Origin of the sequence: Fructilactobacillus sp. Tb1, from assembly GCF_050500285.1 — a bacterium.
In the GTDB taxonomy this organism is placed as follows: domain Bacteria; phylum Bacillota; class Bacilli; order Lactobacillales; family Lactobacillaceae; genus Fructilactobacillus.
Window position 1 is genome coordinate 39,671 of the sequence record NZ_CP191377.1, and the last position, 24,338, is coordinate 64,008.

The following is a 24,338-nucleotide window of genomic DNA, read 5'->3' on the forward strand; positions in this document are numbered from 1 at the left end:
ATTATTTATTATTCACATATTCAATAACCACTTCAGCCATTTTTTGTGATTGTTTATTGAAAAAATGAGGTAAGTTATCTAAATCAAAATATTTTAAAGCACTAGTTTCTTCAGTAACGTGATCAAGTAAATGCCCGCCAACCTTTTTGACTAAAAATAAATTAGTAATTAATTGGGTCTGATCACCATTAGGATATGTATAAATGTCGTTGTCAAAAGTTTTTAATAATTTGATTGGTTCAACATCCATGCCTGAATCTTCTTTAAATTCACGCTTACAAGTATCAAATAAAGTCTCCCCAAATTCCATAAAACCACCTGGAAAACACCAATCATCATTTCCAGTTCGTTCTTGAAGTAACAATTGTTTTTTATCGTTTAATAATGCCCCTGCGGAAGTATTTAAGATTAATGGTCGATGGCCAACTAATGCGCGAAGTTCTTTAATATAATCTGCCATAATATTCTCCTAACTTTTAATTATATTGAATTATAAACTAATTGCTTTAAATTGATGAACCGTTAGCTTAATGCTAATTATTTAATTACATAAAGTAAGAAGAGTATCATATGAATAAATATAACTAAAAGGACAGAAAATCATGAAATTATTTTACGCATCTGGTGCAAGCTCCCTCGCCCCACATATTTTACTAGAAGAAATTGGATTACCTTATCAAACTGAAAAAGTAAATTTAGATAATAAAACTTGGAATAATAGTGATTATAATCTAATCAATGAAAAATCATACGTTCCAGCTTTAGAAACTCATACTAAAAAAGTTATTACTGAATGTGCCGTAATTTTAGAATACCTTTCCGTCAACTCTAACAGTAATTTTATTGCTAATTATGATACCGATACCTACTGGGAAGAAAGAACTTGGCTCAACTATATTGCGACGGAATTACATAAAAATTTCATTTCACCATTTAGAAATGGTAATTGGTTAGCAAATACTGATGATTCAAAAAAACTAGTATACAAGCGTGTTTTCCCTCGGTTAAAATTTATTGATAAACATTTGAAAAATCAGAATTATATGATTAATAATAAATTTTCATTGGTTGATCCATATTTATTTGTAATGACAAATTGGATTAAACGACTTGATTTCACCTTTGATAATTTACCAAATTTAAAAAGATTTGATGAAACAATGAGAAATCGTCCTGCCGTTCAACGAGTTCTAAAAGCTGAAGGTGCCCCTCACTCATTAAGTGAATAACAGTATTCAAAAACAGCTGAATTAATTAAAATTCAACTGTTTTTTTGTAACATTATTTATTTTGGTAAAATATTTTTCGCAATAAAGCTAGCATATTTTACTGCACCATTTGGATTTGGATGAGTTTGGTCATCATAGAGCCATTCTGGATGATCTTTAATATAATCATTCCAATCAATAATAGTTAAATTATGATATTTCCCCTTCGCATTATTCAACATATCATTATCGGCATTTTGCCATGGTTGCGTAGGAACATGGACATTAATCCAATAAACGTGACGTTTAGGTCCCGCAATCTTCATAATTTGTTGCAACGTATCATCGGTAATATCACCATTAGTTCCTAAACCAATAATGATATTATTGCCCATTAAACCTTTAGATTTCAAATTTTGTAATACTGAAACTGCCACTGCTGATTGTCTTGAAACAGCCGCATCAATATAAAGCCGTGGAAAAATCTTTTGTAGTTCGTCACGTCCTGATAGCATTACGGAATCACCAACTGCACAACCAGAGAATTTAGAAGCTTCGTTTAATTGGTTAGCGGTTAAACCTTCTTTTTCAAATTCCTCAACGTCGGCTTTAGGTCGATCGATTTTTTGATTACTCTTAATTTTCTTAGCTAGTTTTTTATTATGAGCTTCTTCTTTTTTCGAATTGTTTTTAATCCGAGTAGCCAATTGCGTATGGTTAGCTTGATGAGGATTAACCAGTGTTGATTGCACAATTCCAAATATTCCCAGAACTAAAGAAAGTAATAATACAACTTCAATTTTCTTCATCTTTTTCAAATGGAACCAAACTTTATCAAACGTTTCTTTATAATCATATCTACCAAATGGAATTTGAATAAAACGATATGAAAGTTCAGAAATTCCTACAATTAAAAGCAATTCAAAGAAACCATAGCTAATTTGATGATCTGCAATATCTTTAAATTTATCACCAAAAAAGACAAAAACCGGTAATTGATAAACGTATATTTCGTAACTACGGGATCCAATCCAATTAAATACTGGATTAGTTAATAATTTATTCCATCTTCCGGCATTAGCTAGCACAGCCCACATAATTAACACTGTAGCTAATGAGAAAATCATCATTCCCCCACGATAAAGAAACTCTGACTGTGAACCAACTGTAAATACTAAAATCGCCATAATAGCTAATCCAATACTACCAAGTACGTTAAAGAACGTACTTTGGTTCTTACCTGCATTATGCATAATTCGGTCGCTAGGCCAAACTACCGCTAAAGCTGATCCAAATAAAATTGAGAACATCCGCGTGTCAGTTCCATAGTATACCCGACTAGGATCAACTCCATGATGATATAAAGCTGCCATTTCAAGCACTGAAATAATTGATAAAATAATCGCTACATAAAAAACATTTCTTTTATGCAACGGCTCATCAGTAATACGATTACGATTTGATAAACGCAAAATCAACATTACAATTAAGGGCCAAATTAAATAAAATTGCCCTTCTACCGCTAACGTCCATAAATGGGTAAATGGTGATTCAGAACCAGCAAAATTTTGAAAATATGATTGACCATTTAAAATTTCGTACCAGTTATATGTATAAGTTAAATTTGTGATAACACTTTGCCATAAGTTGGCTAATAAATTTCTTTGAAATAACGTAATATAGGCGGCTGTAATAATTAACATTACAATTAAAGTTGGATATAACTTTTTTATTCGTTTATACCAAAAATGACCATAATCAAAGTAATTATTTTGACTATACTCACTAATTAAATGATCGGTAACTAGGTATCCAGATAACGTAAGAAAAATTGGAACTCCTAGATATCCCCCGCTAAATAACTGACCATTAAAATGATATAAAATAACTCCGATTACTGCTAATGCTCGTAAACCAGTAAATCCGGTAATGAAACGATGTTTGACTTTTTTATTTTCCATATTACTTCCTAAACTGTACATTATTTAATAGCTTAAAATCTTAATAAGTTAGTTAATATTATTATAGAATTACTAGCGAAAAGATGCCATCAAAATGTTAATTTAAAATAAAGTATAACCATTTCTTGCACGGCACACAAACGCATTATATAATTTTGATATAGAGAATTTGCCATTTTATGTTCATCTTTTAAAATCACTTGTTTTAACAAATTAAACATATTATGATTAAGCTATTCAGAAAACTACATACGAAAGAGATGAACCGCGATCGATAAGAAATACATTGTTAATAAAGAATTATTACCTTCCATTTTTCCCAAAGTTGTTGAGGCATATAAATTACTCGATTCAGGTGAGGCTAAAAGTATTAGTGAAGCTGCCCATAAAATTGGGATTAGTCGTGATGTAATTTATAAATATCGTGGTTTAATTTCTGACTATGATGATAGCGAATTAAGTAAAAAAGTTATTTTTAGTGTCCGCATTAATGATCAATACGGAGTGATGAGCAAAATTTTGACTGTCATTTCCAAATACGATGCTAATGTCGTAACTCTAAATATGTCACTTCCCATTCATCAACAAGCTGTAATTAACTTTACAATCGATACTCATCAACTACACGACTCAGTCCATGAAATGCTAGATGAAATCAATGCTCTACCTGAAATCATTAATGTAGTTTTAGTTTCTGCAGAATAAAAGCGCCCTTCAATCGAAGGACGCTTATTTTTTTACTTTAAATATTCAATTATTTCATCAACGACTTGTTTGGGATTTTTATAGTCAGTTTTTACCACAAAATCAGCACATTCATGATAACGACCATCCCGTTCATGTTTTAACTCAATTAACTCATCCGTCGTTTTAGAGCTTGCTAAGGGACGTCCAGCTCGTTTTCCTAAGCGATCTTCAATCGCGTTATCAGACATATCTAATAAAACCACCGGAACATCAGAAGCTTGCACGTGACTAGCACAATTACCATTAATAATGGTGCCCCCACCAGTTGCTAAAACTCCATTGAAATCTGCTTGCTGTTGTAACATTTCAAATTCCAATTGCCGGAAATAAGGTTCACCCTTGGTTAAGAAAATATCATGAATTGATGAATTTTCATAGTCTACAATTACTTGATCCAAATCACGGACTTCAAGATTCAATTTTTCACCGAGTAATTTACTGATAGTTGATTTACCACTACCCATAAATCCAATCAAAATTACTTCCATGACCTTACCTCCTTACTAATTGGTATTTAGTTCCTAAAACTTTTTCTGCAGCTGCTAATTCTTTTTCATTACTAAACGTTAACTGTAAAATTCCGTTTGTATCTTCACGAATTTCACGAATATGCAGATTAACTAAACTAATATTGGCATTCGCTAACATTGTAGTAATCTTAGCTAACTCACCAATTTGATCAGGTAAATCTAAGAATAAATCAAAGAACCCAGTTGGAGCCGTTGGTTGCACATTTAGCTTATCACGACTAGTTTTAGCGTTTTGAAAATATCGTTTGATGTAAGTTTCATCATTAGCTGCCAAGTGTGCTTTGAGTTCACTTAAAGTCGCTTGATAACTATCCAGTTGTTGTAAAATAACGTCTTTGTTATTCAACAAAATTGCATTCCACATCACAGGATCAGCTGATGCAATGCGCGTAATTGATTTAAATCCACCAGCTGCTAAATTCATTCCTAAAGGTTCATTCTCGAAAGTTAAGTTAGTTTGATTAACTAATCCAGAAGCAATGATATGCGGTAAATGACTAATTTGCGCCACAATCTTGTCATGTTGTGGTGCTGTGACAGTAAGCCATTTGGCTTTGGTACCATCTAACAACCAATGCAATTTATCAGCTGCTGTTTGATTACCATTGACAACTTGAAAGTAAAAAGCATTTTCAAATAAATTAGCTTTTCCGGCTGTGACACCAGTTTTATGAGAACCAGCCATTGGATGACCACCAATAAAAGTAATTCCATTATCGGTTAATCCTTTAGCAGCTGCCATAATGGTTTGTTTGGTACTACCAACATCTGTGATAATCACGTTATCTTTAAGTGGTAACATTTCCAAACTATGCATATCAGCAATAATTTGTGAAACCGGAGTCGCCAAAATAATGAAATCAGCACGATTAGTTTTCGCTAAATCTTGTGAGCTTTCATCAATCAAACCATTTTTTAAAGCAAATTCAACACTAGCTTGATTCTGATCAGAACCAATAATTTTAACTTCTGGATGACTAGTTTTAATGGCTCGAATTAAGGAGCTCCCAATTAAACCTAATCCTTTTACAAATACAGTTGTCATTTCAATCTACTCCCCACCATTAATTTCTGCCAAGTCTTGGAAGAAGTTGGGATAGGAAATGTTGATACTTTCAGGATTTTGGAGGAATAGATCTTCATCAGTCCGTAAGGCTGCAATGGCATTCATCATTCCAATACGATGATCACCGTAACTATCTAAGTGATGGTCATTAACTTGCCAATCTTTGCGACCGGTGATAATCATTCCATCTGGTTTTTCTTCAACTTGGACCCCTAATTTACGTAATTCAGTGGCAATGGCTACAATTCGATCGGTTTCTTTGACACGTAATTCTTCAGCCCCACTAATATCACTGACACCGTCCGCACAAGCAGCCAATAAAGCTACCAAGGGAATTTCATCAACTAAAGCTGGAACATCTGCTGCAGTTAACTGAATTGGGGTTAACTTACTGCCTTTAACTCTGATATCACCAATTGGTTCACCCTTGCTTGGTAATTCAGTCACAGTGACATCTGCATGCATTTTTTCAAGCACTTTTAAAACACCGGTCCGAGTGGGATTTAAGTTCACGTTTTTAAGCACGACGTCAGAACCGGGAATAATGGCAGCTGCTGTCATAAAGAATGCGGCGGATGAAATATCACCAGGAACGTAGATCGTTTGGCCCTTTAATTTTGGATGTGGTTGGACAGTGATAGTTACATCATCATCCGCTGTTTTCACATTTGCACCAAATTGATTCAACATAATTTCAGTGTGATTTCGAGTTGGAAGTTGTTCAATAATCGCTGATGGTTCATCTGCAAATAAACTAGCTAAAATCAAAGCACTTTTAACCTGAGCACTAGCAACTTGAAGTTGGTAATTAGCTGCATGTATTGATCCGCCTTTGACTGTAGCTGGAAGTTTTCCATCGTTTGTTTCAATAGTGACACCGAATTCTTTCAAGGGTTCACTTACTCGTTTCATCGGGCGTTTACTTAATGAAGCATCTCCGACTAATTTAGAATCAAATGGTAACCCAGCTAAAAGACCCATCATCAAACGAGTTGTCGTTCCAGAATTTCCCATATCTAACGCATGTTCAGAGGCATGTAGTTGACCAGTTCCTTTTCCGTGCACAACTACTTTATCATCAGTCTTATCAATTTCAACACCTAAGTCACGAAAAGCCTGTAATGTGCTAAGACAATCTTCCCCTTCTAGGAAGTGAGTAATGGTTGTATCCCCTTCACTAATTGACCCCAACATAATGGCCCGATGAGAAATACTTTTGTCTCCGGGAACAACAATGGTCCCATGAAGTCCTGATTTCGGTGCTGAACTTAATTTTTTCATGAACTTACTCCTCCAATTTGATAAATGCACCAACTCATTTTACTGTGAATCGTTTGTAAAATAGTTTCGTCTGGTGCTAATTTTGCTACATTTTTCTGATTAGTAATGACTAGTTTGCCATCAATTAAATAGCTTTGATACGCGGCATACTTACTGTTAGTGGTTATAATGTCACATCCATTTTGATACTTTTCGGCTAGCTTTATAGTTGCCGGATGAGTATATAATTTATGATTATTACTGTGATTTTCGATTACGACAATTGGATCAAGATCAGTAATGATTGTATCAATTAAATGCATTTTATCAATCAATTGATAATGATAATCACCTAAACTATTCCCTTCATGATCCTGATACGCCATGGGAATTAATAATAAATCGCCTGAATAATCATTTAAGTGATTTAAAACATCTAAAAAATCAACATGTAATTTAATCTTTAAATTTGGATGTAACTTTACATAACGTTCTGCCGCCGCATTACTATCAGTAGCTTGGGGTCCTAACGTATGCAAAACCATTTTAGTATTCTTTCAATTCTTCGCGGTAAGCTTGAACTTGTTCTTTCATACGTTCCATACTATTATCATCAAAAGTATCAGTCATAGCTTTCGCTAATTCAATGGCGACTACTGATTCAATAACCAATGAGGCAGGAACAATTGCAGTCGTATCTGATCTTTCTACGTTCGCTTTCTTAACTTCTTTAGTATTAATATCAGCAGTTTGCAAAGGATGGTAAAGAGTTGGAATTGGTTTCATCGCAGCTTTTACGATAATTGGCATTCCATTAGTCATTCCACCTTCGAAACCACCAAGGTTATCACTCATACGGTTCCAACCTGCATCATCATGAGCAATTGGATCCATTACTTCACTACCAGATTGAGTAGCAACTTTGAATCCATCGCCGATACTGACACCTTTCATAGCATTGACACCCACAACGGCGGCAGCTAATTTAGCATCAAGTTTAGTGTCCCAGTTCACGTAACTACCAATTCCGGCAGGCATGTTTTCGGCAACCACCCGGATAATTCCACCTAAAGTGTCACCATTTTTCTTAGTTTCGTCGATTAATTCATGAATTTCTTTCACTTCATTTTCGTCAATCATACGTAAGTCATTTTTTTGGATTGCTGCTTGAATTTCAGCAACGTTAGTAGGAGTTCCGGTGCTTTCCACTTTTCCAATTTGTTGCACGTAACCAACCAGGTTAATCCCTAATTCGCGAAGTAATTGTTTACAAATATTACCAATGGCAACCCGCATGGCAGTTTCACGAGCGGATGAACGTTTAAGCACGTTACGTAAATCACGGTGACGATATTTCATTCCACCAACCAAGTCAGCGTGACCCGGACGAGGACGTTCAACTTTTCTTAAGGTATTATTGTCGTTGGCTTCATCAGTTGGGTTCATAATGCTATCCCAATGAGCGTGATCACGGTTTTTCACAACTAAGGCAATTGGGCTACCTAATGTAATTGAGTGCCGTACTCCCCCAACAATTTGGACTTCATCATGTTCAATTTTTTGACGGTTTCCACGACCATAGCCACCTTGACGAGCACTTAAAGCGGCGTTAATTTCGTCAACATCTAAGTGTAATCCGGCTGGAATTCCAGATAAGATTCCAGTTAATTGTGGTCCATGAGATTCACCTGCAGTAATGTAGTTCATTTATTTGTCCTCCGACTTTTTAGTTTCATCCATAATAGTAATAAAAATATTTTTAATATAATCAGCATAGGCTGTATCATTAGTTAGCGCGTCAATTTTGGCTAACACTTCAGTTTCATGATTCTGGTTTAAAATTGGTAAATTTTCTGCTTTTTTAATTCGGCTAATTTCATCAGCTGCTGCAAAACGTTGCAACAACAAATCTACTAAGCTGTGATTAATTGCATCAATTTTACCACGTTCTTCAGCTAAACTCATGCGGCATCCTTTCTGCTACAAAACATCACAAGTACTACCAAAGCTAGGCCAATCAATCCAATAACTAAATCAAATCTAAAGGCGTTGGCAATACTATGTTTGGATAGATATCCAGTAATAATCGGAATAGTGAATGAAGCTAAACTTCCAAAGAAGTAGAAACTTCCAGTAATGGTCCCGCGATGGGTTGGGTAAAGTTTCATGAATAAGGTTAACCCCGTTTGCATAACTCCCCCAGCAGCTGAAAATCCAAAAATAATACAAGCTAGTTCAATCAATACTACATTTCCTGAAACTAAGATTGTAAATAAAGCAGTGACTGCTAAAACATTTAACACTAACATCAATTTATTCTCTGGTAATTTTAATTTGAGCAAGAAGTATAAAGTTAGAACTCCAGTGATTGATCCAATACTGTAAAGTGACAACAGAAAATGTGACATCATAGCGGATAAGTGCAACACACTTTTAGCATATAACGTAATCCATTGTGTGAATAGGATCATTAAAGCCATTGAAGTATATCCATAACCAAGTAAGGCACCAGTCATGACCAATTTTCTCATTGAATGCTTTCCATTTGCCAAACCTTTGCTACCAGTTTCAGTCTGATTAGGTGCCGGAAACTTAACCGGCAAAATAATTACCGCATTAAGCAGTAATAAGACTGCCATTACGATAAATGACCAACCGTACCACATCTGATGCGCACCAAGGAAGGCAACCAGCATTGGTAAGATAAATTCACCCGCTGACATGAAAGCTTTAAGTAACACAGTCCCATGACCGTTTCCATCACTCATTTCCACCAAGGTAGTGTAAGTTCCAGCATCCAATAAGGAGTTAGCAATCCCCGCGAAGATAGCAAAAATGTAGGCTAACCAAATTTGTTTGGTAAATGCCATTCCTAACGCAAAAATTAAGTAGGCTAACATGCCTAGGAACACGAATGTCTTACGACCAAAGCGATCTGCTAAAAATCCAGAGATCGGATATGCGACTAATCGTCCAATCCCCACTCCTGACATTACATAAGATACCATTGCAATCGTAGTTAACCAACTATGCGATAAACTAACCATATTTTGTGCTAAGATAATCAACGCAAATCCGTGGACAAAATAGTTGATGTATAATCCGATTGATAATCTGAGTTTCTGCGGTTTTGGTTCTGCTGTTGCTTCCATTTTTAACACCTTTTTTGAAATAAAAAACTCGCCAAACAATTAGATGTTTAGCGAGTTTTTAAAATTCGTAAAAGAAAATTTTAATTTGAGATAATCTACCGTCTCACCCGACTAAACATTAATAGTTAATGTATCTAGTCGAGTATGACAAACAACCCAGGCTTAGATACAGATGTTCCCATCCGCATCTAAACTAAATGCGAATGGCTACATAAACCAAGCATAGGCAATATACACGATATTGGTGGATTGAGACATAATTTTCATTTCAAAATTTCCTTTCTTTTTATGATGTATTCATTAAACCATGGAATACAAATGTGTGTCAACACTTTTTTACGACAAAAATAGTTATTTTATAATCATTCTTTCGGATTTAACTAAATTAATTCCCCAGTAACTACAATTCTTTCGGTAATTCCAGGAATTGGTTTGCTACAAGTAATCAAAGTAACTTGCTTCTTTCCCGGAACGTCATTAACTACCCCGACGTCTTTTTCATTGACTTCTTTAACATTCGTAACTTTATATTTATAAGTCTTAGATAAATTAGAAAGTTCGATTATTTGGCCTTTTTTAGCTCTTGTTAACGGAGAAAATAAGCGCTTTGGATCATCCATATGGTGACTAGCTAAGGCGTAGTTACCCTCACCCATTTTTTGACTGGGTTTCATGGTTCCAGCTCCTAAAAACAAAGTTTCTGAATTTAGCCCCTTATAAATAGGAAGATTAATTCCGACAGCTTTATATTTTATCTTACCAATTGCATTTTCATGACTAGCCTTTTCACTTTCCATAATTGATTTAGCAGAAACTTCTGAAACGGCTTTATAATTATAATTACCAGGCTTAGCTTCACCCTTTTTCACTTCAGCTTTGGTAATGCTAGAAACTTTTTGCTCTGAACGCATTCCTAACCAAAAGCTTTCAATTTGCGAATTAAATACTAATCCTAATCCAATTATTAGTAATAAACATAAAATAATATAAGTAATGATTTTTTTTAATTTACTCTTTTTTACTTTTTCAGCCACTTTAAATTTCCCCTTCGAACAAAAAGAAGCCATTCAATAATGACTTCTTTTTCATTGTTTAAATTTATACTAGCACAAATTTAGGCCTTTTCGCTATCATTTTGTGTATTCCGAATCAGCATTGCAATGATTAATCCAGCTACAGCAACCATGAAGAATGTTACGTAGACTGCATGGAAACCAAATTGATTTGCAATAGCCGTTGTTTTACCAGCATGAGTGGCCATACTAGTGAAGTTAACCAAAATTAAAGTGGCAACAGCTACTCCAGTTGATCCTAGCACTTGACGAACCGTAGTGATTACAGCTGTTCCGTGAGAAATTAAATCATCTGGTAATGAGTTAGCCCCTAAAGTAACCGCTGGCATCATAACAAAGGCGTTTCCCCCTTCAATTAAAGCTGCGATTAAAATCATTCCCCAGATGTTAGTTAAATGAAGGAATGTTAACATGCCCCAACCAATAACAATCATACACATTCCGAAAATCATCGTTGGTTTAAAGCCAAATTTATCAGCTAAAGTCCCCGTTAATGGATTCAAGAAACTAAGTAAAACTGCTCCTGGAACAAGTGCCATTCCAGAAATGAATGGTGAAACATGAAGAACTTGTTGATAGTAGAGTGGAAAAATAATCGTTACCACAATTAAGGAAATGTATGAAAATCCAGTTAATAAGACTGATAAATCATAATTAAAGTTTTTCATGACCCATAAATCAAGCAACGGATTTTTGATAGTTAATTGACGATGAACAAATAGTCCTAGCATAACTAATGAAACTAAAAGGATAACCCCTAATACTTTAAAATCTGCATTGGCACGTCCAACTTCTGAAATGAAGTATAGTAAGCCCACTAAACCTAAAGTATAGAAGATTGATAACCAATCTAGTTTCGTTTCTTTGCGCGCCATGACATCTTGCATGACAAAGAATGAAGCAATTAAAATCAAAGTAATAATTGCCATAAAGAAGATGAACAACCCGCGCCAGGTCGTATAGTGAAGTACAATTCCAGAAATGATTGGACCACAGGCTAAAGCTGAACCCATTACTAATCCAGCCACTCCCATGATTGTTCCCCGTTTGTTTTCTGGTGTGATTTCAAGTAAGACGGTTTGATATGAAGGAAATAAAATTCCGACAGCCGCAGCTTCCATTACTCTACCCAACATCACAATTGGGAAATTACTTCCTAAATAAATAATTAAGGTTCCGAGATCAAATAATATCAATACTAAGGCAAATAAGCGTTTAAAACTCATATTATTTAACAACCAAGGACTGATTGGCATCGTAATACACATGACAATCATGAATCCGGTCGTCAACCATTGAATTGTATCCGCTGAAACCCCAAAATATGTCATTAAAGTTGGGTATGCAGTTGATAATGATGATTGGCTAATTGACATCGTAAAAGTTCCAATTAACATCGTCGCAATAAAGAAGAAACGCGTTAAGGAACTCATTTGGTGTTTGTTTTCCATATGAACATCCCTTTCATAATTAAAGTAGATTATAATCATTACAATCTACATTATACTATATTTTACACAATAAAAAAAGGCCGCAAATTGCGGTCTTTCAGTATTTTTAGAAGTTAATGCTACCTTGAACACGTGGGTAAGGAATCACATCGCGGATGTTATCCATTCCAGTTACGTACATCAAGAGACGTTCGAAACCAATTCCAAAACCAGAATGCTTAGTTCCACCATATTTACGAAGTTCTAGGTACCATTCGTATTCTTCACGTGGTAAGCCAAATTCTTTCATCTTAGCTTCAAGGACGTCTTCACGTTCTTCACGTTGACTTCCCCCAATTAATTCACCAATTCTAGGAACTAGTAAATCAACGGCAGCAACAGTCTTGCCATCTTCGTTATCACGCATGTAGAATGCCTTGATATTACGTGGATAATCAGTAACAAAAACTGGTTTACCAAATACTTTTTCTGCTAAGTATTGTTCATGTTCTGAGTTTAAATCAATTCCCCATGAAACTGGGTTTTTAAATTCAACATCAGCTTTTTCCAATAAATCGATTGCTTCAGTGTAAGTTACACGGGCAAAGTCTTCATCAACAGTCTTGTGTAATAAGTCTAATAATCCGTTATCAACATTATCGTTTAAGAATTGTAAGTCAGCTGCGGCATTATCTAATAAGTATTGAACAACGTATTTCAAAAGACCTTCTGAACGATCTAAGACAGCTGGAAGCTCAGCAAATGCCATTTCTGGTTCAATCATCCAGAATTCAGCAGCATGACGTTTAGTATGTGAATCTTCGGCTCTAAAAGTAGGTCCGAAAGTATATACATCTCTAAATGCTAAGGCAAATGGTTCAACTTGAAGTTGACCTGAAACAGTTAAGTTAGTTTCTTCACCGAAGAAATCTTTACTGTAATCATTCTTACCATCATCTAGCTTAGGAGTATCTTTGTCATCTAAAGTAGTGACACGGAACATTTCACCAGCACCTTCAGTATCACTACTAGTGATAATTGGAGTGTTTACGTAAACTGAACCTTGACCTTGTAAGTATTGGTGAATTGCAAAGGCAGTTAGTGAACGAATCTTGAAAACAGCGTAGAAAGTATTAGTTCTTGGACGTAAATGAGCAATAGTTCTCAAGTATTCCAATGAATGAGCTTTCTTTTGAAGTGGATAATCAGGATCTGATACCCCTTCAATTGCGATTGATTCTGCATGTAATTCAAATGGTTGTTGTGCATCTGGTGTTTCCACTAATTTACCAGTAACTTTTAAAGTTGAGCTAATTGGTAATTTAGTAACATCATCGTAGTTATCCAAAGCATCACGTTTAGCAATTACTTGAATATTTTTGATATAAGAACCATCATTTAATTCGATAAATGCGATTTTTTTTGATGATCTAGTTGTCCGAATCCAACCAGATACTGTGATTGATTCATCACCAAAATCACGTTGCTTAGTATATAAATCTTTTACCAAAACATTTGTCATGATAATATCCCCTTTTATTTTTGACAAAACAAAAAGACTCCATCTACAAGGGACGAAGTCTTCGCGGTACCACCCAAAATTGTTTAATTTAATAAACCAACTCTACACAACGATAACGAGTTGTAAACGTTGGCTCTTAACCAAGATTCATTGGATGTTCTTCACTTAGATGTCTAGTTAAGCTCTCACTGTTCTTAACTCGCTAGATAGATAAATCTAAGTTAATCTTCCACTGCTTGTCATATTTATATTACTTAAAATATACAATACTCATTTAATTTTTGCAATTAAATTTTAGTTGTTTTCGCTAAATAATACTTCATTAATTTGATGACGAAGGTCGCCAAAATCTTGAAAAGCTTCTTCTACAGCAGTTGCTGCATCATCACCATTTTCAACTTTGGTATTAGCATCTTTAATTAATGAACGTTTGAATTCAATTTTTAACATTTCCAAACGTGGAGTTAATGGATAATCAGCAAATACTTTGTCTAATCGACCTTCAACTGCAATTTCTACATTATTCATAATAATTCCTCTTTATATTTATTTTCTAAGAGTTACACAAGTACCTTCTGGAACTGCAAAATCTTTTTGAATCATAGTAAGTTTACCAGTATCCGCATCACGTTCATACAATGTAGCATTGTTTGTGTTTTGGTTAACGGCTACAATAAATTTTTCGTCACTGTTAAAAGTGAAATCACGTGGGAATTCACCTTCAATAGAAATTAATTGAATCATTTGCACATTTCCATCAGCTAAAATTTCAAAGACTGCTAAACTATTATTTCCACGATTTGAAACGTAGACAAAACGACCATCAGCAGAAATACGAATTGCAGCGGCCCCATTGTGTTCTGTCCAGTCAGCTGGAATAGTTGAAACAACTTGTTGAACAGCAAGTTCACCAGTTTCTTCATTGTAATCTAACACAGCTAATTTACTTGATAGTTCACCAACTAAGTAAGCTTTTCCAGTTTTTTCAACAAATTTAATGTGACGAGGACCAAATCCTGGTGCCATGGTAGTTTCACTGACAATATTTAACTTGCCTTGATCAGATAAATCATAGAGATAGACCTTATCTAAACCAAGATCACAAACGGCAATCCGATTGTCATAAGTTAAATCAGCGTAATGTGGATGTGCTCCACTAGCTTGTTCAGGAAGCGGACCAACTTCACCAACATCATGAATACGATCAGTTTCAGTCAAAGTGCCATCTGCATTAATATTAAAAACATGAACGTTTCCAGTATGGTAATTAGCGGTATAGACATTTTGATGGAGTTCATCAACGGTTACGTAAGCAGGACTACTACCTTCTTCAGTAACGTCTTGAATTTCTTTAAATGGAATGTTATTTCCATCAAAGACTAATAAACCACCAATTGTTTTATCACCATCAGTTTTTTTATCAATTGCATAAACCTTATGTGCTTTTGATTCAGCCACATAAGTAGGAGAACCTGCTTTTGCTACTAAAACAGCGTTTTGCAATTGCTTTTTATCAGTATCTAATTCAATTTGGTAAACACCTTCACTTTGATGTTTTGTATATGTACCAACAAGAAATTTTTCAATCATGGTGCGCCTCCAACTCTTTTTCTATATTATCCCATATTCGACAATAGTGGTAAAGAAACCGGTTTCATAAATTAACCAATATGATTTTCATGTAAAATTGCTTTTACTTCAGCTTCCGCCTCAGGAGTTTTTGTCCATTCTTCAAAATCGGTCATTGCTTCAGTTGGCATTTCAAAATTTTCATTAATGTAATTTTCGTAATTAATTACATGAACAGAATGCGGAATATTAATTTGTAAAATTCGTACTTGCGTAATATATCCGCGTTCAACTGCTAATTCAGCCCGTCCATTTTGGACCATATTACTAATTTCCAGATACTTACTACCATCTAATCTGGTAATTTCTTCAATCAAAGTTAAAGTTTCATTACTTTTCTTAGCCATTTACTTCTCCAATTTTACCAATGTTGTTTGGTAACTGATTTAACGCCTTTACGGTTAGCGCTTAATTTATTCTGTTGCTCTTTAAATTTATTCCAAGTTTCCTCTTTACGATCATGTTTCTTTTGTTTGTTACGTTTTGTATATTTCATTAAACACACCTCTATTTCTGTACAAAAAAAGAACTGTTTTCACAATTCTCTTTGTAAAACTTTATTCTATTCTACTGTAACACTCTTAGCAAGGTTACGTGGTAAATCAACATTCAATCCTTTGTTTAAACTGGTGTAGTAAGCCAACAATTGGGCTGGAATTACACTAAGTAGTGGAGTTAACATTTCGTCAACATCAGGAATAATAAAGGTGTCACCTGGTTTAGCAAGGCTCTTACGGACAATCGTTAAAGTCTTAGCGCCACGAGCGGCAGTTTCCATCAAGTTACTCCGAGTTAAACCAGCAGTAAAGTCTTGAGTAATAATTCCAATTACTGGAGTACCGTCTTCAATTAAGGCGATAGTTCCGTGTTTTAATTCACCTGAAGCAAATCCTTCAGCATGAACATATGAAATTTCTTTTAATTTTAAAGCTGCTTCAAGAGAAACAGTGTAATCAATTCCACGACCAATGTAGAAAGCTTGGTTAGCATTTACAAAGTAGTCTTGAGAAATTTGATCAATTTGGTCTTTTTCATCAACAATGGTTTGCATACCTTGAGCAACTAAACCTAATTGAGCTTTAAGATCGAAATCTTTAGCACGTTGGTTATTCATGTGTTCACCTAATGCTTTAGCTAAGATTGCTTCTAAGGCAATTTGAGCAGTATATGCTTTAGTTGATGCAACTGAAATTTCAGGACCCGCATTCAACAATAATGTAAATTGAGCTTCACGTGAAAGCGTTGAGTTAGCTACGTTAGTGATTGTCAAACTTGGATAGTTAGCTTTGTTAACGTTTACTAACACTTGACGACTATCAGCTGTTTCACCACTTTGTGATAAGAATAAGAAGAATGGTTTCTTTGAAAGTAATGGTTTTTCGTAAGCAAATTCTGAAGCAACGTGAACTTCCGTAGGAATTCCAGTTAAAGCTTCAATTTGCATCTTACCAACTAAACCGGCGTGGTAACTAGTACCAGCACCAACGATGTAAATTCGATCAGAATTCTTCATCGTTTCTAATAATTTTTCGTCAATAACTGGTTTAGCATTTTCATCAAAGTATTCTTTTGATAACTTACGCATTACGTTAGGCTGTTCATCAATTTCCTTAAGCATGTAGTATGGGTAAGTACCCTTATCTGATTCACTTGGATCAACGTTCACTTCAAATTGTTCCCGTTCAACAACTTGGTGATCAGCATCAGTCACTACTACGCTATCAGGTTTAACGATTACCATATCACCATCTTGAATTTCCATGAAGGTGTTAGTAACATCTAACATGGCAATTGAATCAGAACATACTACGTTGCAACCATCACCTAGTCCAATTAGTAATGGACTCTTGTTTTTGGCAACATATAAAGTATTTGGTTCTTCTTTGTCCATTAAAATGAAGGCATATGATGAGTTCTTCAATAATGAAAGAGCTTTAATAAATGCGTCTTTAGTGGTCATCCCTGCTTTTGAGAATTTATCGACTAATTGAACCATTACTTCAGTATCAGTTTGACTGTTGAACTTTACTCCTTGAAGATAATCATCTTTAAGTTGTTGGAAGTTTTCAATCACACCATTATGAACTAAAAAGAAACGTTCGTCATCTGAAAATTGGGGATGAGCATTTTCGATGTTAACACCACCATGGGTAGCCCAACGAGTATGTCCAATTCCTGAAGTCCCTTGTACTTCAGGTCCAATTTTCTTACGTAAATCTGCAATACTTCCAGTTGTTTTAACTAAGTAATCCTTACCATCTTTGCTATCAACAAAGATTCCGGCTGAATCATAACCACGGTATTGTAATTTTTCCAAACCATGTACTAAAATTTCTGTTGCATTATCATTTCCTGCAACTCCTACTACTCCACACATATTAATTTCCTCTTTTTTAAATTGGTATAGATGTTTAATTTATATCTTTAATTGTCTGTCACAAGTAATATAATAGTGTTTTACGTTAACTATGTCAACAAAAAAGACAAAATTGGTATACGCCTGATTGTATACTTTGAAGATTGTATACCAGCAATTAATTATTTTATGTTATAAAAAAACAATTGAAATATTACTATTTCAATTGTCAAAAATGTATTTAATTATTTATTAGCGTCATAAACTTTCTTTTGATCAACCTTGTTCAAAGGAATGAAATCATGAGCAATTTTAGATTGACGGTCAAATTCTTCGAAAGCTAAATCAATTAACTTATCGATTAATTCAGTGTAACTAATACCAGATGCTTCCCATAATTGTGGGTAAAGTGAGATATTAGTAAATCCAGGTAAGGTGTTAATTTCACCAAGGTAAGGAGTGTAATCTTTTGATACTAAGAAATCAATTCGTGACATACCCTTTAATTCAAGAGTTTTGAAGGCTTTAATGGCCATGTCAGTAATTTCTTCAGCAACACCAGCTGGAAGAGCAACAGGGATAGTAAATTCAACTTTACTTGCATCTACGAACTTGTTGTCGTATGTATAGAATGCATCAGTAGCAGGAACTTTAATAGCACCAACTTTTGAACCCTTAGGATCTTCATTACCTAAGATAGAAATTTCAACTTCTTCTGGACCTTCGATAGCTTCTTCAACTAATACCTTAGTATCGTAACGAAGAGCATCTTCCATTCCAGCAGCATATTCAGCTTGGTTTTCAACTTTATGAATTCCAATAGATGAACCTTGACGAGATGGTTTGATGAAAAGAATCTTAGAATCTAAACGTTCGCTGATTTTTTCATAATCCCAATCTTTATTGTTTTCTGGAGTAACAAGCACATAGTTAGTGTTACGAACTCCAACAACGTTAAGCAATTTCTTAGTAATGTCTTTGTCATAAGCCATACCAGATGCAAGACTATCACTACCAACGTAAGGTTTTTGAAGTAAACGAAGTAAACCTTGAATAGTACCATCTTCACCTAAGTTACCATGAATAATTGGGAAGAATACATCAATATTCTTTTCTTTATTCAAGTTAATGATTGGTTCTAGTGGATTACTAAGGTCCATCCCAGGAACAACTTCTGCAACAACGTCTGCTTCGTCTTCCCCATCGAATACACGAAGTGAATCTTCATTACTTAAGATGATTCCGCCTCTAGTAATTAAGAATAAACTTACGTCATATTTTGATTTGTCCATTGCATCATAAATATTATGAGCTGAACGCTTTGAAACGTCATGTTCTGATGAATCTCCACCGAACAATAATGCTAAATGCATTTTTTTATCTGCCATTTTTTCTTTCTCCGTTCATAATTTCTGGAAACCTAAGTATACCACTTTTAAATAATTTTGATAATAAAAAAAGCATGATAAACATGCCATTTTTATGAAAAGTTTTTCGTTGTGCTAAACATTGAACTCTTATTATGATATTGCATGGACATAATTAATCCGATCCCAATCATATTACCAATTAGAGCCGATCCCCCCTGGCTAATAAATGGTAGAGGAATCCCAGTCATTGGAATTAAATCAATACTCATTCCAATATTTTCAACTACGTGGAATAAAATCATCATAATTACTCCAGTTGAAATATAAGCATAGAAAACATTTTTAGTTTGGAAAGTAACTTTAATCATGTTGTAAATTAATAAAAAGTACAACAAAATCAATAAAGTTCCACCAATAAATCCAAAGTTTTCTCCCATTACTGAGAAAATCATATCAGATTCTCGAACTGGTACATAGACGTGGGAAACGTTAAAACCAGTTCCAGTCAATCCACCAGATCCAACGGCTTTCATACTTTGCCAAAGTTGAAATCCTTGGTTACTAGCATCAGATGCTGGATGTAACCAACTATCAATTCGAGCAAATTGATAAGCTTGAAACCCTAATGAACTTAAAATTGATCGTCCACCATCAGAAACCACCATGGTAATAGCAGTAGCACTTATTCCGAAAAAGGCAGCTAGTCCAGGGCCTAAAATCTTCCAGGTAATTCCTGAAACAATCATTAAACCACCCAAAATGGCAACGAAAACAATCGTTGTCCCAAAATCATTTTGCAAATGCAATAACACAACAATTGGTAACGTCCAAAGGATCATTTTACCAATTAAATTCCAATCTTCACGAACCGTATGATGTGGATATTCGGAATTATGTTGCGCAATAATTCTAGCTTCCATTAAAATATATGCTGGTTTCATAACTTCAGATGGTTGGAACGTAAACGGACCAAAAGCAAACCAACTCTTAGCTCCAGTTTGTTGGAAATAAGCCCTACTATACAAGAATAAAACTGCAAATAGCAGGAATAGTCCAATTCCATAAATATAGGGAGCAATTTTCCATAATTGTTCAGAATCAAACTGCATAATAATTATAATTGCAATAGCACCAATTGCGTACCATATTACCTGTGAAATAACCGCTTTTAAAACTGAAACAGTACCAGTATCATGAGATGCTGCAACGTAGATTGAACCAATTCCAATCAAAGCTAACATCAAAACACAAAAAATAATACTCCAGTCAATTCGATTATCATTTTTTAACTGTAATCTTTGAAACACGATAATCTCCCCTTAATATCAAAAAACAACTTGTGTTTATTATTATCTTTGATGTAAGTTAAATTCTCTAACTACTTGATGAAGGGCTTCTTCTTCAGTTTTTTCATGGAATGTATTTTCACCCACAACAACATCAAATTTATCTTCGTTTTCAGTAATTGTTCCAACCGTTTTGTTATTTACTTGTACCAAACGAACGTTTTCGTTGTTTGGATCATTGACTACTTTAATTTCAATTTCTTTTTGTCTACGTGACATACCTTTTCTCCTTCGAAATGAATTTTTAACTACCTACATCTTATTATCGATATTATTTCTGCGAACACTGAAATGGGAAGGAACTGGATCATAGCCACCCTTAACAAAAGGATTACAGCGTAAAATCCTAGCAGTCCCCATTATGACTCCAAGAAAAAAACCAAATCGTTCAATTGCTATTTGCATGTAACTTGAACAAGTTGGTTGATATCTACAACTAGCTGGAGTGTAAGCAGAAATACAGTTTTTATAAAATTTAATTAAAAAAACTGATAATCTTTTCAAAACTTCACCTAGTTATTATTTCCAAAGAAGCTAAAACGTTTCTTTTTGTTTTTTGGTGCTTCTTCACTCATATGGTCAAGAAGTGCACCGGCACCCTTAGCAACATTTTCAAGTGGATCTTCTGAAATGATAACAGGAACTGTTAAGGCATTTGAGATAACAGTATCAATATCATCTAACATTGAACCACCACCCGTAAGCATTACACCACGGTCAATAATATCAGCAGCTAATTCTGGTGGAATAGTTTCGAGAACATTCTTTGCACCATTAATAATAGCTACGATAGTTCCATGAAGTGCTTCGGCAATTTCTTTGTTGTTAACAGTGATTGAAATTGGCATACCAGTAACTGAATCACGTCCACGAACTTTCATTTCTTTGATATCAGTAACATCTACGTTTGCAGTACCAATTTCTTTTTTGATATTTTCTGCAGTATGTTCACCAATAATAATATTGTGATTACGTTTGAGATATTCAACAATATCACGGTTCATTACATCACCAGCGATTTTAAGTGATTCACTAGCAACAATGTCACCTAGAGAAACAACGGCGATATCAGAAGTACCACCACCTATATCAATTACCATGCTACCAGTTGGTTCGAAAATGTTCATTCCTGCACCAATTGCAGCAACTTTTGGTTCTTCTTCAAGGAAAACTTCACCACCAACTGCTTTTTGAGCAGCTTCAATGATTGCTTTTCTTTCAATATTAGTAATATTTGTAGGTGCACAAATCATTACTTTAGGTTTTGAAACCACCTTTTTAACACTCAATTTATTAATAAAGTAAGTTAACATTGATTCGGTTACATCAAAATCTGAGATAACACCATCTTTTAACGGACGGATTGCTTTGATGTTTCCTGGAGTTCTACCAACCATTTCGTACGCTTCTTTACCAACAGCTAAAACTTTGTTAGTTTTAGTGTCCACAGCAACAACTGATGGTTCATTAAGAACAACGCCCTTTCCTGTTACAGAAACAAGAACGTTGGCTGTTCCTAAATCAATTCCAATATCTTCAGCCATAAAATTTCTTCCCTTCAATTTTTAAATCCAATACTCAAATTATATCATAATAATTCAAATAAAATTATTTTGCTTTATTTAACTCGTCTAACGTCAGCACCAAGCTTACGTAGCTTTGCTTCAATATGATAATACCCTCGATCAAGATAGTTTAAATTAGTTACTACCGTTTCACCAGTTGCATCTAATCCAGCTAAAATTAAGGCAGCGGCTGCACGTAAATCAGTTGCAGCAACTTCTGCGCCCTTAAAGTAAGTTGGACCATGCATCACTACACTATTACCTTTAATTTCATATTTAGCATTCATTCGACGAAGTTCATCTAGATGCATAAAACGATTTTCAAAAACGTTTTCAGTTAAGGTACTTACCCCATTAGCTGCTAGTTGTAAAACAGTCATTTGAGGTTGCATATCAGTTGGAAAGCCTGGATAAGGTGCAGTTTCAACATCAACTGGTTTCAATTCCTTAGGTCCAATGATACGAAGACCATTATCTTCTTGTTCAACCGTTACACCCATTTCGCGGAGCTTAGCTACAAATGGACCATTATGATCAATAATCGCATCTTCAACTAAAACGTTACCTTGAGTCAATGCAGCAGCTGCCATATAGGTACCGGCTTCAATTCGATCTTGGACAACCGCATGTTTCACACCATGAAGTGCTTTGACCCCTTCAATTGTAAGTGTGTCAGTTCCTGCTCCAGTAATTTTAGCACCCATGTCATTTAACATTTCAGCTAAATCAACATTTTCTGGTTCACGAGCAACGTTATGAATTACCGTAGTTCCTTTAGCTAAAGTAGCTGCCATCATAACGTTTTGGGTTGCCCCAACGCTTGGAAAATCAAAGAAAATGTCAGTTCCAGTTAATCCATTAGGTGCAGTAGCTTCGACATAACCATCTTGAAGTTCAACGTGAGCTCCCATAGCTTCAAATCCTTTCAAGTGAATGTCAATTGGACGTGATCCAATTGCACAACCACCAGGAAGTGACACACGTGCTTTACCCAATCGAGCTAAAAGTGGTCCTAAAACCACAATTGAAGCTCTCATCTTTGAGACATATTCAAAAGGCGCTTCTGATGTTAAATCACCAGTTGCATCAACTGTAATGACATTGTTTTCTTCATCAAAATTAACTTTGGTATGTAAACTTTCAAGCACGTCATTCATTAAATGAACATCTGAAAGAATTGGACTATTGGTTAATTCTGTTTCACCACTACTGGCTAAAATGGTTGCTGCTAAAATAGGCAGAACTGCATTCTTAGCCCCTTCAATGTGCACGTTACCATTAAGATGATGGCCACCGTGTACAATAATTTTTTCCATTATACTTGTCCCCTAAATTTTAAAATAATAAAGTTAGATTTTTTATATTTCCAATAAATGAGAGGAAAAATGAACTACAAAGAAATCCAATTGCAATTGAAATCATGACAATTAATACTTTTCCTTGTTTTTCTTGGATTGGTAAGAACCGTTCAAAATGGATTCCTTGTACAGCCCAGAATGCTAAAAGCACGAAAAAAATCTGGCAAACAACATCGATTAAGGCTTGTAACCCAAAAATATTCATTATAATTCCTCCTATTATTCCAATATAATAATATCACAATTAGATTGGAATGTCGTTTATACCAATGCTTTTATCGATTCTTAATAATTAAATTATGTATATAAAAAGACGAAAAGCAAATGCTTTTCGTCTTTTTATTAATGTTCTGAAATGTCAATACGGTTAATCGCACGTCTAAGTGCAACTTCAGCACGTTTCATTGAATCTTCATCATGTTTTTCAGTAGCTTCTTTAATATGGCTTTCAGCACGTTCCTTAGCACTTTGAGCACGGGCAACATCAATATTACCTTTAAGCTCTGCACTATCGGCAACAATCGTTAACTCATTGTTTGAAAATTCTACAAATCCACCGTTAACGGCCAAAGTGTCAGAATTATCAGCAGACTTAACTTGAGCTGAACCAATTTTTAGAGAAGCAATCACGGGAATGTGATTTGCCATGATTCCCAATTCACCAGATTGTGTCTGAACAACTGCAAGTGAACATTTATCATTAGAATATACTTCACCATCAGGAGTAACGATACTAACGGTCAAAACTGAACTATTTTCAGCCAA

27 protein-coding genes are annotated in these 24,338 nt (G+C 34.8%); 2 read left to right on the forward strand and 25 right to left on the reverse strand.

Annotated features, from left to right (window positions below; translation table 11 throughout):
- Window position 1: 1 nt before the first annotated feature.
- Window positions 2–460, reverse strand: a complete 459-nt coding sequence (locus ACQW5G_RS00235) for an NUDIX hydrolase (protein ID WP_429971103.1) — start codon at window positions 458–460, stop codon at window positions 2–4.
- 139 nt (window positions 461–599) lie between these two features.
- Between ACQW5G_RS00235 and ACQW5G_RS00240 the strand changes: the two genes are divergently transcribed.
- On the forward strand, window positions 600–1,229 hold the full coding sequence (locus ACQW5G_RS00240; protein ID WP_429971851.1) for a glutathione binding-like protein: 630 nt from the start codon (window positions 600–602) through the stop codon (window positions 1,227–1,229).
- Between the two features lie 56 nt (window positions 1,230–1,285).
- Here ACQW5G_RS00240 and ACQW5G_RS00245 read toward each other — a convergent pair whose 3' ends face one another.
- On the reverse strand, window positions 1,286–3,169 hold the full coding sequence (locus ACQW5G_RS00245; protein ID WP_429971104.1) for an acyltransferase family protein: 1,884 nt from the start codon (window positions 3,167–3,169) through the stop codon (window positions 1,286–1,288).
- Between the two features lie 486 nt (window positions 3,170–3,655).
- Between ACQW5G_RS00245 and ACQW5G_RS00250 the strand changes: the two genes are divergently transcribed.
- Window positions 3,656–3,874, forward strand: a complete 219-nt coding sequence (locus ACQW5G_RS00250; protein WP_429971852.1) for an ACT domain-containing protein — start codon at window positions 3,656–3,658, stop codon at window positions 3,872–3,874.
- A 32-nt stretch (window positions 3,875–3,906) separates the two neighbouring features.
- Here ACQW5G_RS00250 and ACQW5G_RS00255 read toward each other — a convergent pair whose 3' ends face one another.
- From ACQW5G_RS00255 to ACQW5G_RS00365, 23 genes are all read right to left on the reverse strand, one after another.
- Window positions 3,907–4,404 carry a shikimate kinase gene (locus tag ACQW5G_RS00255; protein ID WP_429971105.1) on the reverse strand — a complete coding sequence of 166 codons (498 nt, stop codon included), beginning with the start codon at window positions 4,402–4,404 and terminating at the stop codon, window positions 3,907–3,909.
- 4 nt (window positions 4,405–4,408) lie between these two features.
- Window positions 4,409–5,491, reverse strand: coding sequence for a prephenate dehydrogenase (locus ACQW5G_RS00260; RefSeq protein WP_429971106.1), 1,083 nt, complete (start codon window positions 5,489–5,491; stop codon window positions 4,409–4,411).
- 6 nt (window positions 5,492–5,497) lie between these two features.
- Window positions 5,498–6,793, reverse strand: a complete 1,296-nt coding sequence (gene aroA, locus ACQW5G_RS00265; RefSeq protein WP_429971107.1) for a 3-phosphoshikimate 1-carboxyvinyltransferase — start codon at window positions 6,791–6,793, stop codon at window positions 5,498–5,500.
- On the reverse strand, window positions 6,790–7,311 hold the full coding sequence (locus tag ACQW5G_RS00270) for an amino acid biosynthesis protein (RefSeq protein ID WP_429971108.1): 522 nt from the start codon (window positions 7,309–7,311) through the stop codon (window positions 6,790–6,792). Before ACQW5G_RS00270 ends, aroA begins: the two co-directional genes overlap by 4 nt.
- A gap of 7 nt (window positions 7,312–7,318) precedes the next feature.
- On the reverse strand, window positions 7,319–8,479 hold the full coding sequence (gene aroC, locus ACQW5G_RS00275; RefSeq protein WP_429971109.1) for a chorismate synthase: 1,161 nt from the start codon (window positions 8,477–8,479) through the stop codon (window positions 7,319–7,321).
- Entirely contained in the window at window positions 8,480–8,737 is a 258-nt protein-coding gene (locus ACQW5G_RS00280; protein WP_429971110.1) for a chorismate mutase, read from the reverse strand.
- The gene (locus ACQW5G_RS00285; protein WP_429971111.1) at window positions 8,734–9,924 is read right to left on the reverse strand and encodes an MFS transporter; all 1,191 of its coding nucleotides are present in this window, start codon (window positions 9,922–9,924) and stop codon (window positions 8,734–8,736) included. The genes ACQW5G_RS00280 and ACQW5G_RS00285 overlap by 4 nt, the downstream gene beginning before the upstream one ends.
- Window positions 9,925–10,304: 380 nt before the next feature.
- Window positions 10,305–10,958 carry a class A sortase gene (locus ACQW5G_RS00290; protein ID WP_429971112.1) on the reverse strand — a complete coding sequence of 218 codons (654 nt, stop codon included), beginning with the start codon at window positions 10,956–10,958 and terminating at the stop codon, window positions 10,305–10,307.
- A gap of 80 nt (window positions 10,959–11,038) precedes the next feature.
- Window positions 11,039–12,448, reverse strand: a complete 1,410-nt coding sequence (locus ACQW5G_RS00295) for an MFS transporter (protein ID WP_429971113.1) — start codon at window positions 12,446–12,448, stop codon at window positions 11,039–11,041.
- Window positions 12,449–12,554: 106 nt separating this feature from the next.
- A complete protein-coding gene (gene asnS, locus ACQW5G_RS00300; RefSeq protein WP_429971114.1) occupies window positions 12,555–13,949 on the reverse strand; it encodes an asparagine--tRNA ligase in 1,395 nt (464 codons plus the stop codon).
- 294 nt (window positions 13,950–14,243) lie between these two features.
- A complete protein-coding gene (locus tag ACQW5G_RS00305; RefSeq protein WP_429971115.1) occupies window positions 14,244–14,477 on the reverse strand; it encodes a hypothetical protein in 234 nt (77 codons plus the stop codon).
- Between the two features lie 18 nt (window positions 14,478–14,495).
- A complete protein-coding gene (locus ACQW5G_RS00310; protein ID WP_429971116.1) occupies window positions 14,496–15,539 on the reverse strand; it encodes a lactonase family protein in 1,044 nt (347 codons plus the stop codon).
- A 71-nt stretch (window positions 15,540–15,610) separates the two neighbouring features.
- Window positions 15,611–15,925: a hypothetical protein gene (locus ACQW5G_RS00315; protein WP_429971117.1), complete on the reverse strand. Its 315-nt coding sequence runs from the start codon at window positions 15,923–15,925 to the stop codon at window positions 15,611–15,613.
- Between the two features lie 14 nt (window positions 15,926–15,939).
- On the reverse strand, window positions 15,940–16,074 hold the full coding sequence (locus tag ACQW5G_RS00320; RefSeq protein ID WP_429971118.1) for a hypothetical protein: 135 nt from the start codon (window positions 16,072–16,074) through the stop codon (window positions 15,940–15,942).
- A gap of 66 nt (window positions 16,075–16,140) precedes the next feature.
- Window positions 16,141–17,955, reverse strand: a complete 1,815-nt coding sequence (gene glmS, locus ACQW5G_RS00325) for a glutamine--fructose-6-phosphate transaminase (isomerizing) (RefSeq protein ID WP_429971119.1) — start codon at window positions 17,953–17,955, stop codon at window positions 16,141–16,143.
- Between the two features lie 224 nt (window positions 17,956–18,179).
- On the reverse strand, window positions 18,180–19,322 hold the full coding sequence (locus tag ACQW5G_RS00330; protein WP_429971120.1) for a D-alanine--D-alanine ligase family protein: 1,143 nt from the start codon (window positions 19,320–19,322) through the stop codon (window positions 18,180–18,182).
- 92 nt (window positions 19,323–19,414) lie between these two features.
- On the reverse strand, window positions 19,415–20,611 hold the full coding sequence (locus tag ACQW5G_RS00335; protein WP_429971121.1) for an FtsW/RodA/SpoVE family cell cycle protein: 1,197 nt from the start codon (window positions 20,609–20,611) through the stop codon (window positions 19,415–19,417).
- Window positions 20,612–20,653: 42 nt separating this feature from the next.
- Complete coding sequence (locus ACQW5G_RS00340; RefSeq protein WP_429971122.1) at window positions 20,654–20,869, reverse strand: DUF2969 family protein; 216 nt, start codon at window positions 20,867–20,869, stop codon at window positions 20,654–20,656.
- Between the two features lie 33 nt (window positions 20,870–20,902).
- Window positions 20,903–21,154, reverse strand: coding sequence for a membrane protein insertion efficiency factor YidD (yidD, locus tag ACQW5G_RS00345; RefSeq protein ID WP_429971123.1), 252 nt, complete (start codon window positions 21,152–21,154; stop codon window positions 20,903–20,905).
- Window positions 21,155–21,162: 8 nt separating this feature from the next.
- Window positions 21,163–22,194 carry a rod shape-determining protein gene (locus ACQW5G_RS00350; protein WP_429971124.1) on the reverse strand — a complete coding sequence of 344 codons (1,032 nt, stop codon included), beginning with the start codon at window positions 22,192–22,194 and terminating at the stop codon, window positions 21,163–21,165.
- 74 nt (window positions 22,195–22,268) lie between these two features.
- Window positions 22,269–23,531, reverse strand: coding sequence for a UDP-N-acetylglucosamine 1-carboxyvinyltransferase (murA, locus tag ACQW5G_RS00355; protein ID WP_429971125.1), 1,263 nt, complete (start codon window positions 23,529–23,531; stop codon window positions 22,269–22,271).
- 19 nt (window positions 23,532–23,550) lie between these two features.
- On the reverse strand, window positions 23,551–23,778 hold the full coding sequence (locus tag ACQW5G_RS00360; protein WP_429971126.1) for a DUF1146 family protein: 228 nt from the start codon (window positions 23,776–23,778) through the stop codon (window positions 23,551–23,553).
- 137 nt (window positions 23,779–23,915) lie between these two features.
- Entirely contained in the window at window positions 23,916–24,338 is a 423-nt protein-coding gene (locus ACQW5G_RS00365) for a F0F1 ATP synthase subunit epsilon (RefSeq protein WP_429971127.1), read from the reverse strand.

Bases quoted from the DNA above. Each gene is read 5' to 3' on its own strand.
- ACQW5G_RS00235 (WP_429971103.1), bottom strand. From the start codon at position 460: ATGGCAGATTATATTAAAGAACTTCGCGCATTAGTTGGCCATCGACCA.
- ACQW5G_RS00245 (WP_429971104.1), bottom strand. From the start codon at position 3,169: ATGGAAAATAAAAAAGTCAAACATCGTTTCATTACCGGATTTACTGGT.
- ACQW5G_RS00255 (WP_429971105.1), bottom strand. From the start codon at position 4,404: ATGGAAGTAATTTTGATTGGATTTATGGGTAGTGGTAAATCAACTATC.
- ACQW5G_RS00260 (WP_429971106.1), bottom strand. From the start codon at position 5,491: ATGACAACTGTATTTGTAAAAGGATTAGGTTTAATTGGGAGCTCCTTA.
- aroA (WP_429971107.1), bottom strand. From the start codon at position 6,793: ATGAAAAAATTAAGTTCAGCACCGAAATCAGGACTTCATGGGACCATT.
- aroC (WP_429971109.1), bottom strand. From the start codon at position 8,479: ATGAACTACATTACTGCAGGTGAATCTCATGGACCACAATTAACTGGA.
- ACQW5G_RS00280 (WP_429971110.1), bottom strand. From the start codon at position 8,737: ATGAGTTTAGCTGAAGAACGTGGTAAAATTGATGCAATTAATCACAGC.
- ACQW5G_RS00285 (WP_429971111.1), bottom strand. From the start codon at position 9,924: ATGGAAGCAACAGCAGAACCAAAACCGCAGAAACTCAGATTATCAATC.
- ACQW5G_RS00295 (WP_429971113.1), bottom strand. From the start codon at position 12,448: ATGGAAAACAAACACCAAATGAGTTCCTTAACGCGTTTCTTCTTTATT.
- asnS (WP_429971114.1), bottom strand. From the start codon at position 13,949: ATGACAAATGTTTTGGTAAAAGATTTATATACTAAGCAACGTGATTTT.
- ACQW5G_RS00305 (WP_429971115.1), bottom strand. From the start codon at position 14,477: ATGAATAATGTAGAAATTGCAGTTGAAGGTCGATTAGACAAAGTATTT.
- ACQW5G_RS00310 (WP_429971116.1), bottom strand. From the start codon at position 15,539: ATGATTGAAAAATTTCTTGTTGGTACATATACAAAACATCAAAGTGAA.
- ACQW5G_RS00315 (WP_429971117.1), bottom strand. From the start codon at position 15,925: ATGGCTAAGAAAAGTAATGAAACTTTAACTTTGATTGAAGAAATTACC.
- ACQW5G_RS00320 (WP_429971118.1), bottom strand. From the start codon at position 16,074: ATGAAATATACAAAACGTAACAAACAAAAGAAACATGATCGTAAAGAG.
- glmS (WP_429971119.1), bottom strand. From the start codon at position 17,955: ATGTGTGGAGTAGTAGGAGTTGCAGGAAATGATAATGCAACAGAAATT.
- ACQW5G_RS00330 (WP_429971120.1), bottom strand. From the start codon at position 19,322: ATGGCAGATAAAAAAATGCATTTAGCATTATTGTTCGGTGGAGATTCA.
- ACQW5G_RS00340 (WP_429971122.1), bottom strand. From the start codon at position 20,869: ATGTCACGTAGACAAAAAGAAATTGAAATTAAAGTAGTCAATGATCCA.
- ACQW5G_RS00350 (WP_429971124.1), bottom strand. From the start codon at position 22,194: ATGGCTGAAGATATTGGAATTGATTTAGGAACAGCCAACGTTCTTGTT.
- murA (WP_429971125.1), bottom strand. From the start codon at position 23,531: ATGGAAAAAATTATTGTACACGGTGGCCATCATCTTAATGGTAACGTG.
- ACQW5G_RS00360 (WP_429971126.1), bottom strand. From the start codon at position 23,778: ATGAATATTTTTGGGTTACAAGCCTTAATCGATGTTGTTTGCCAGATT.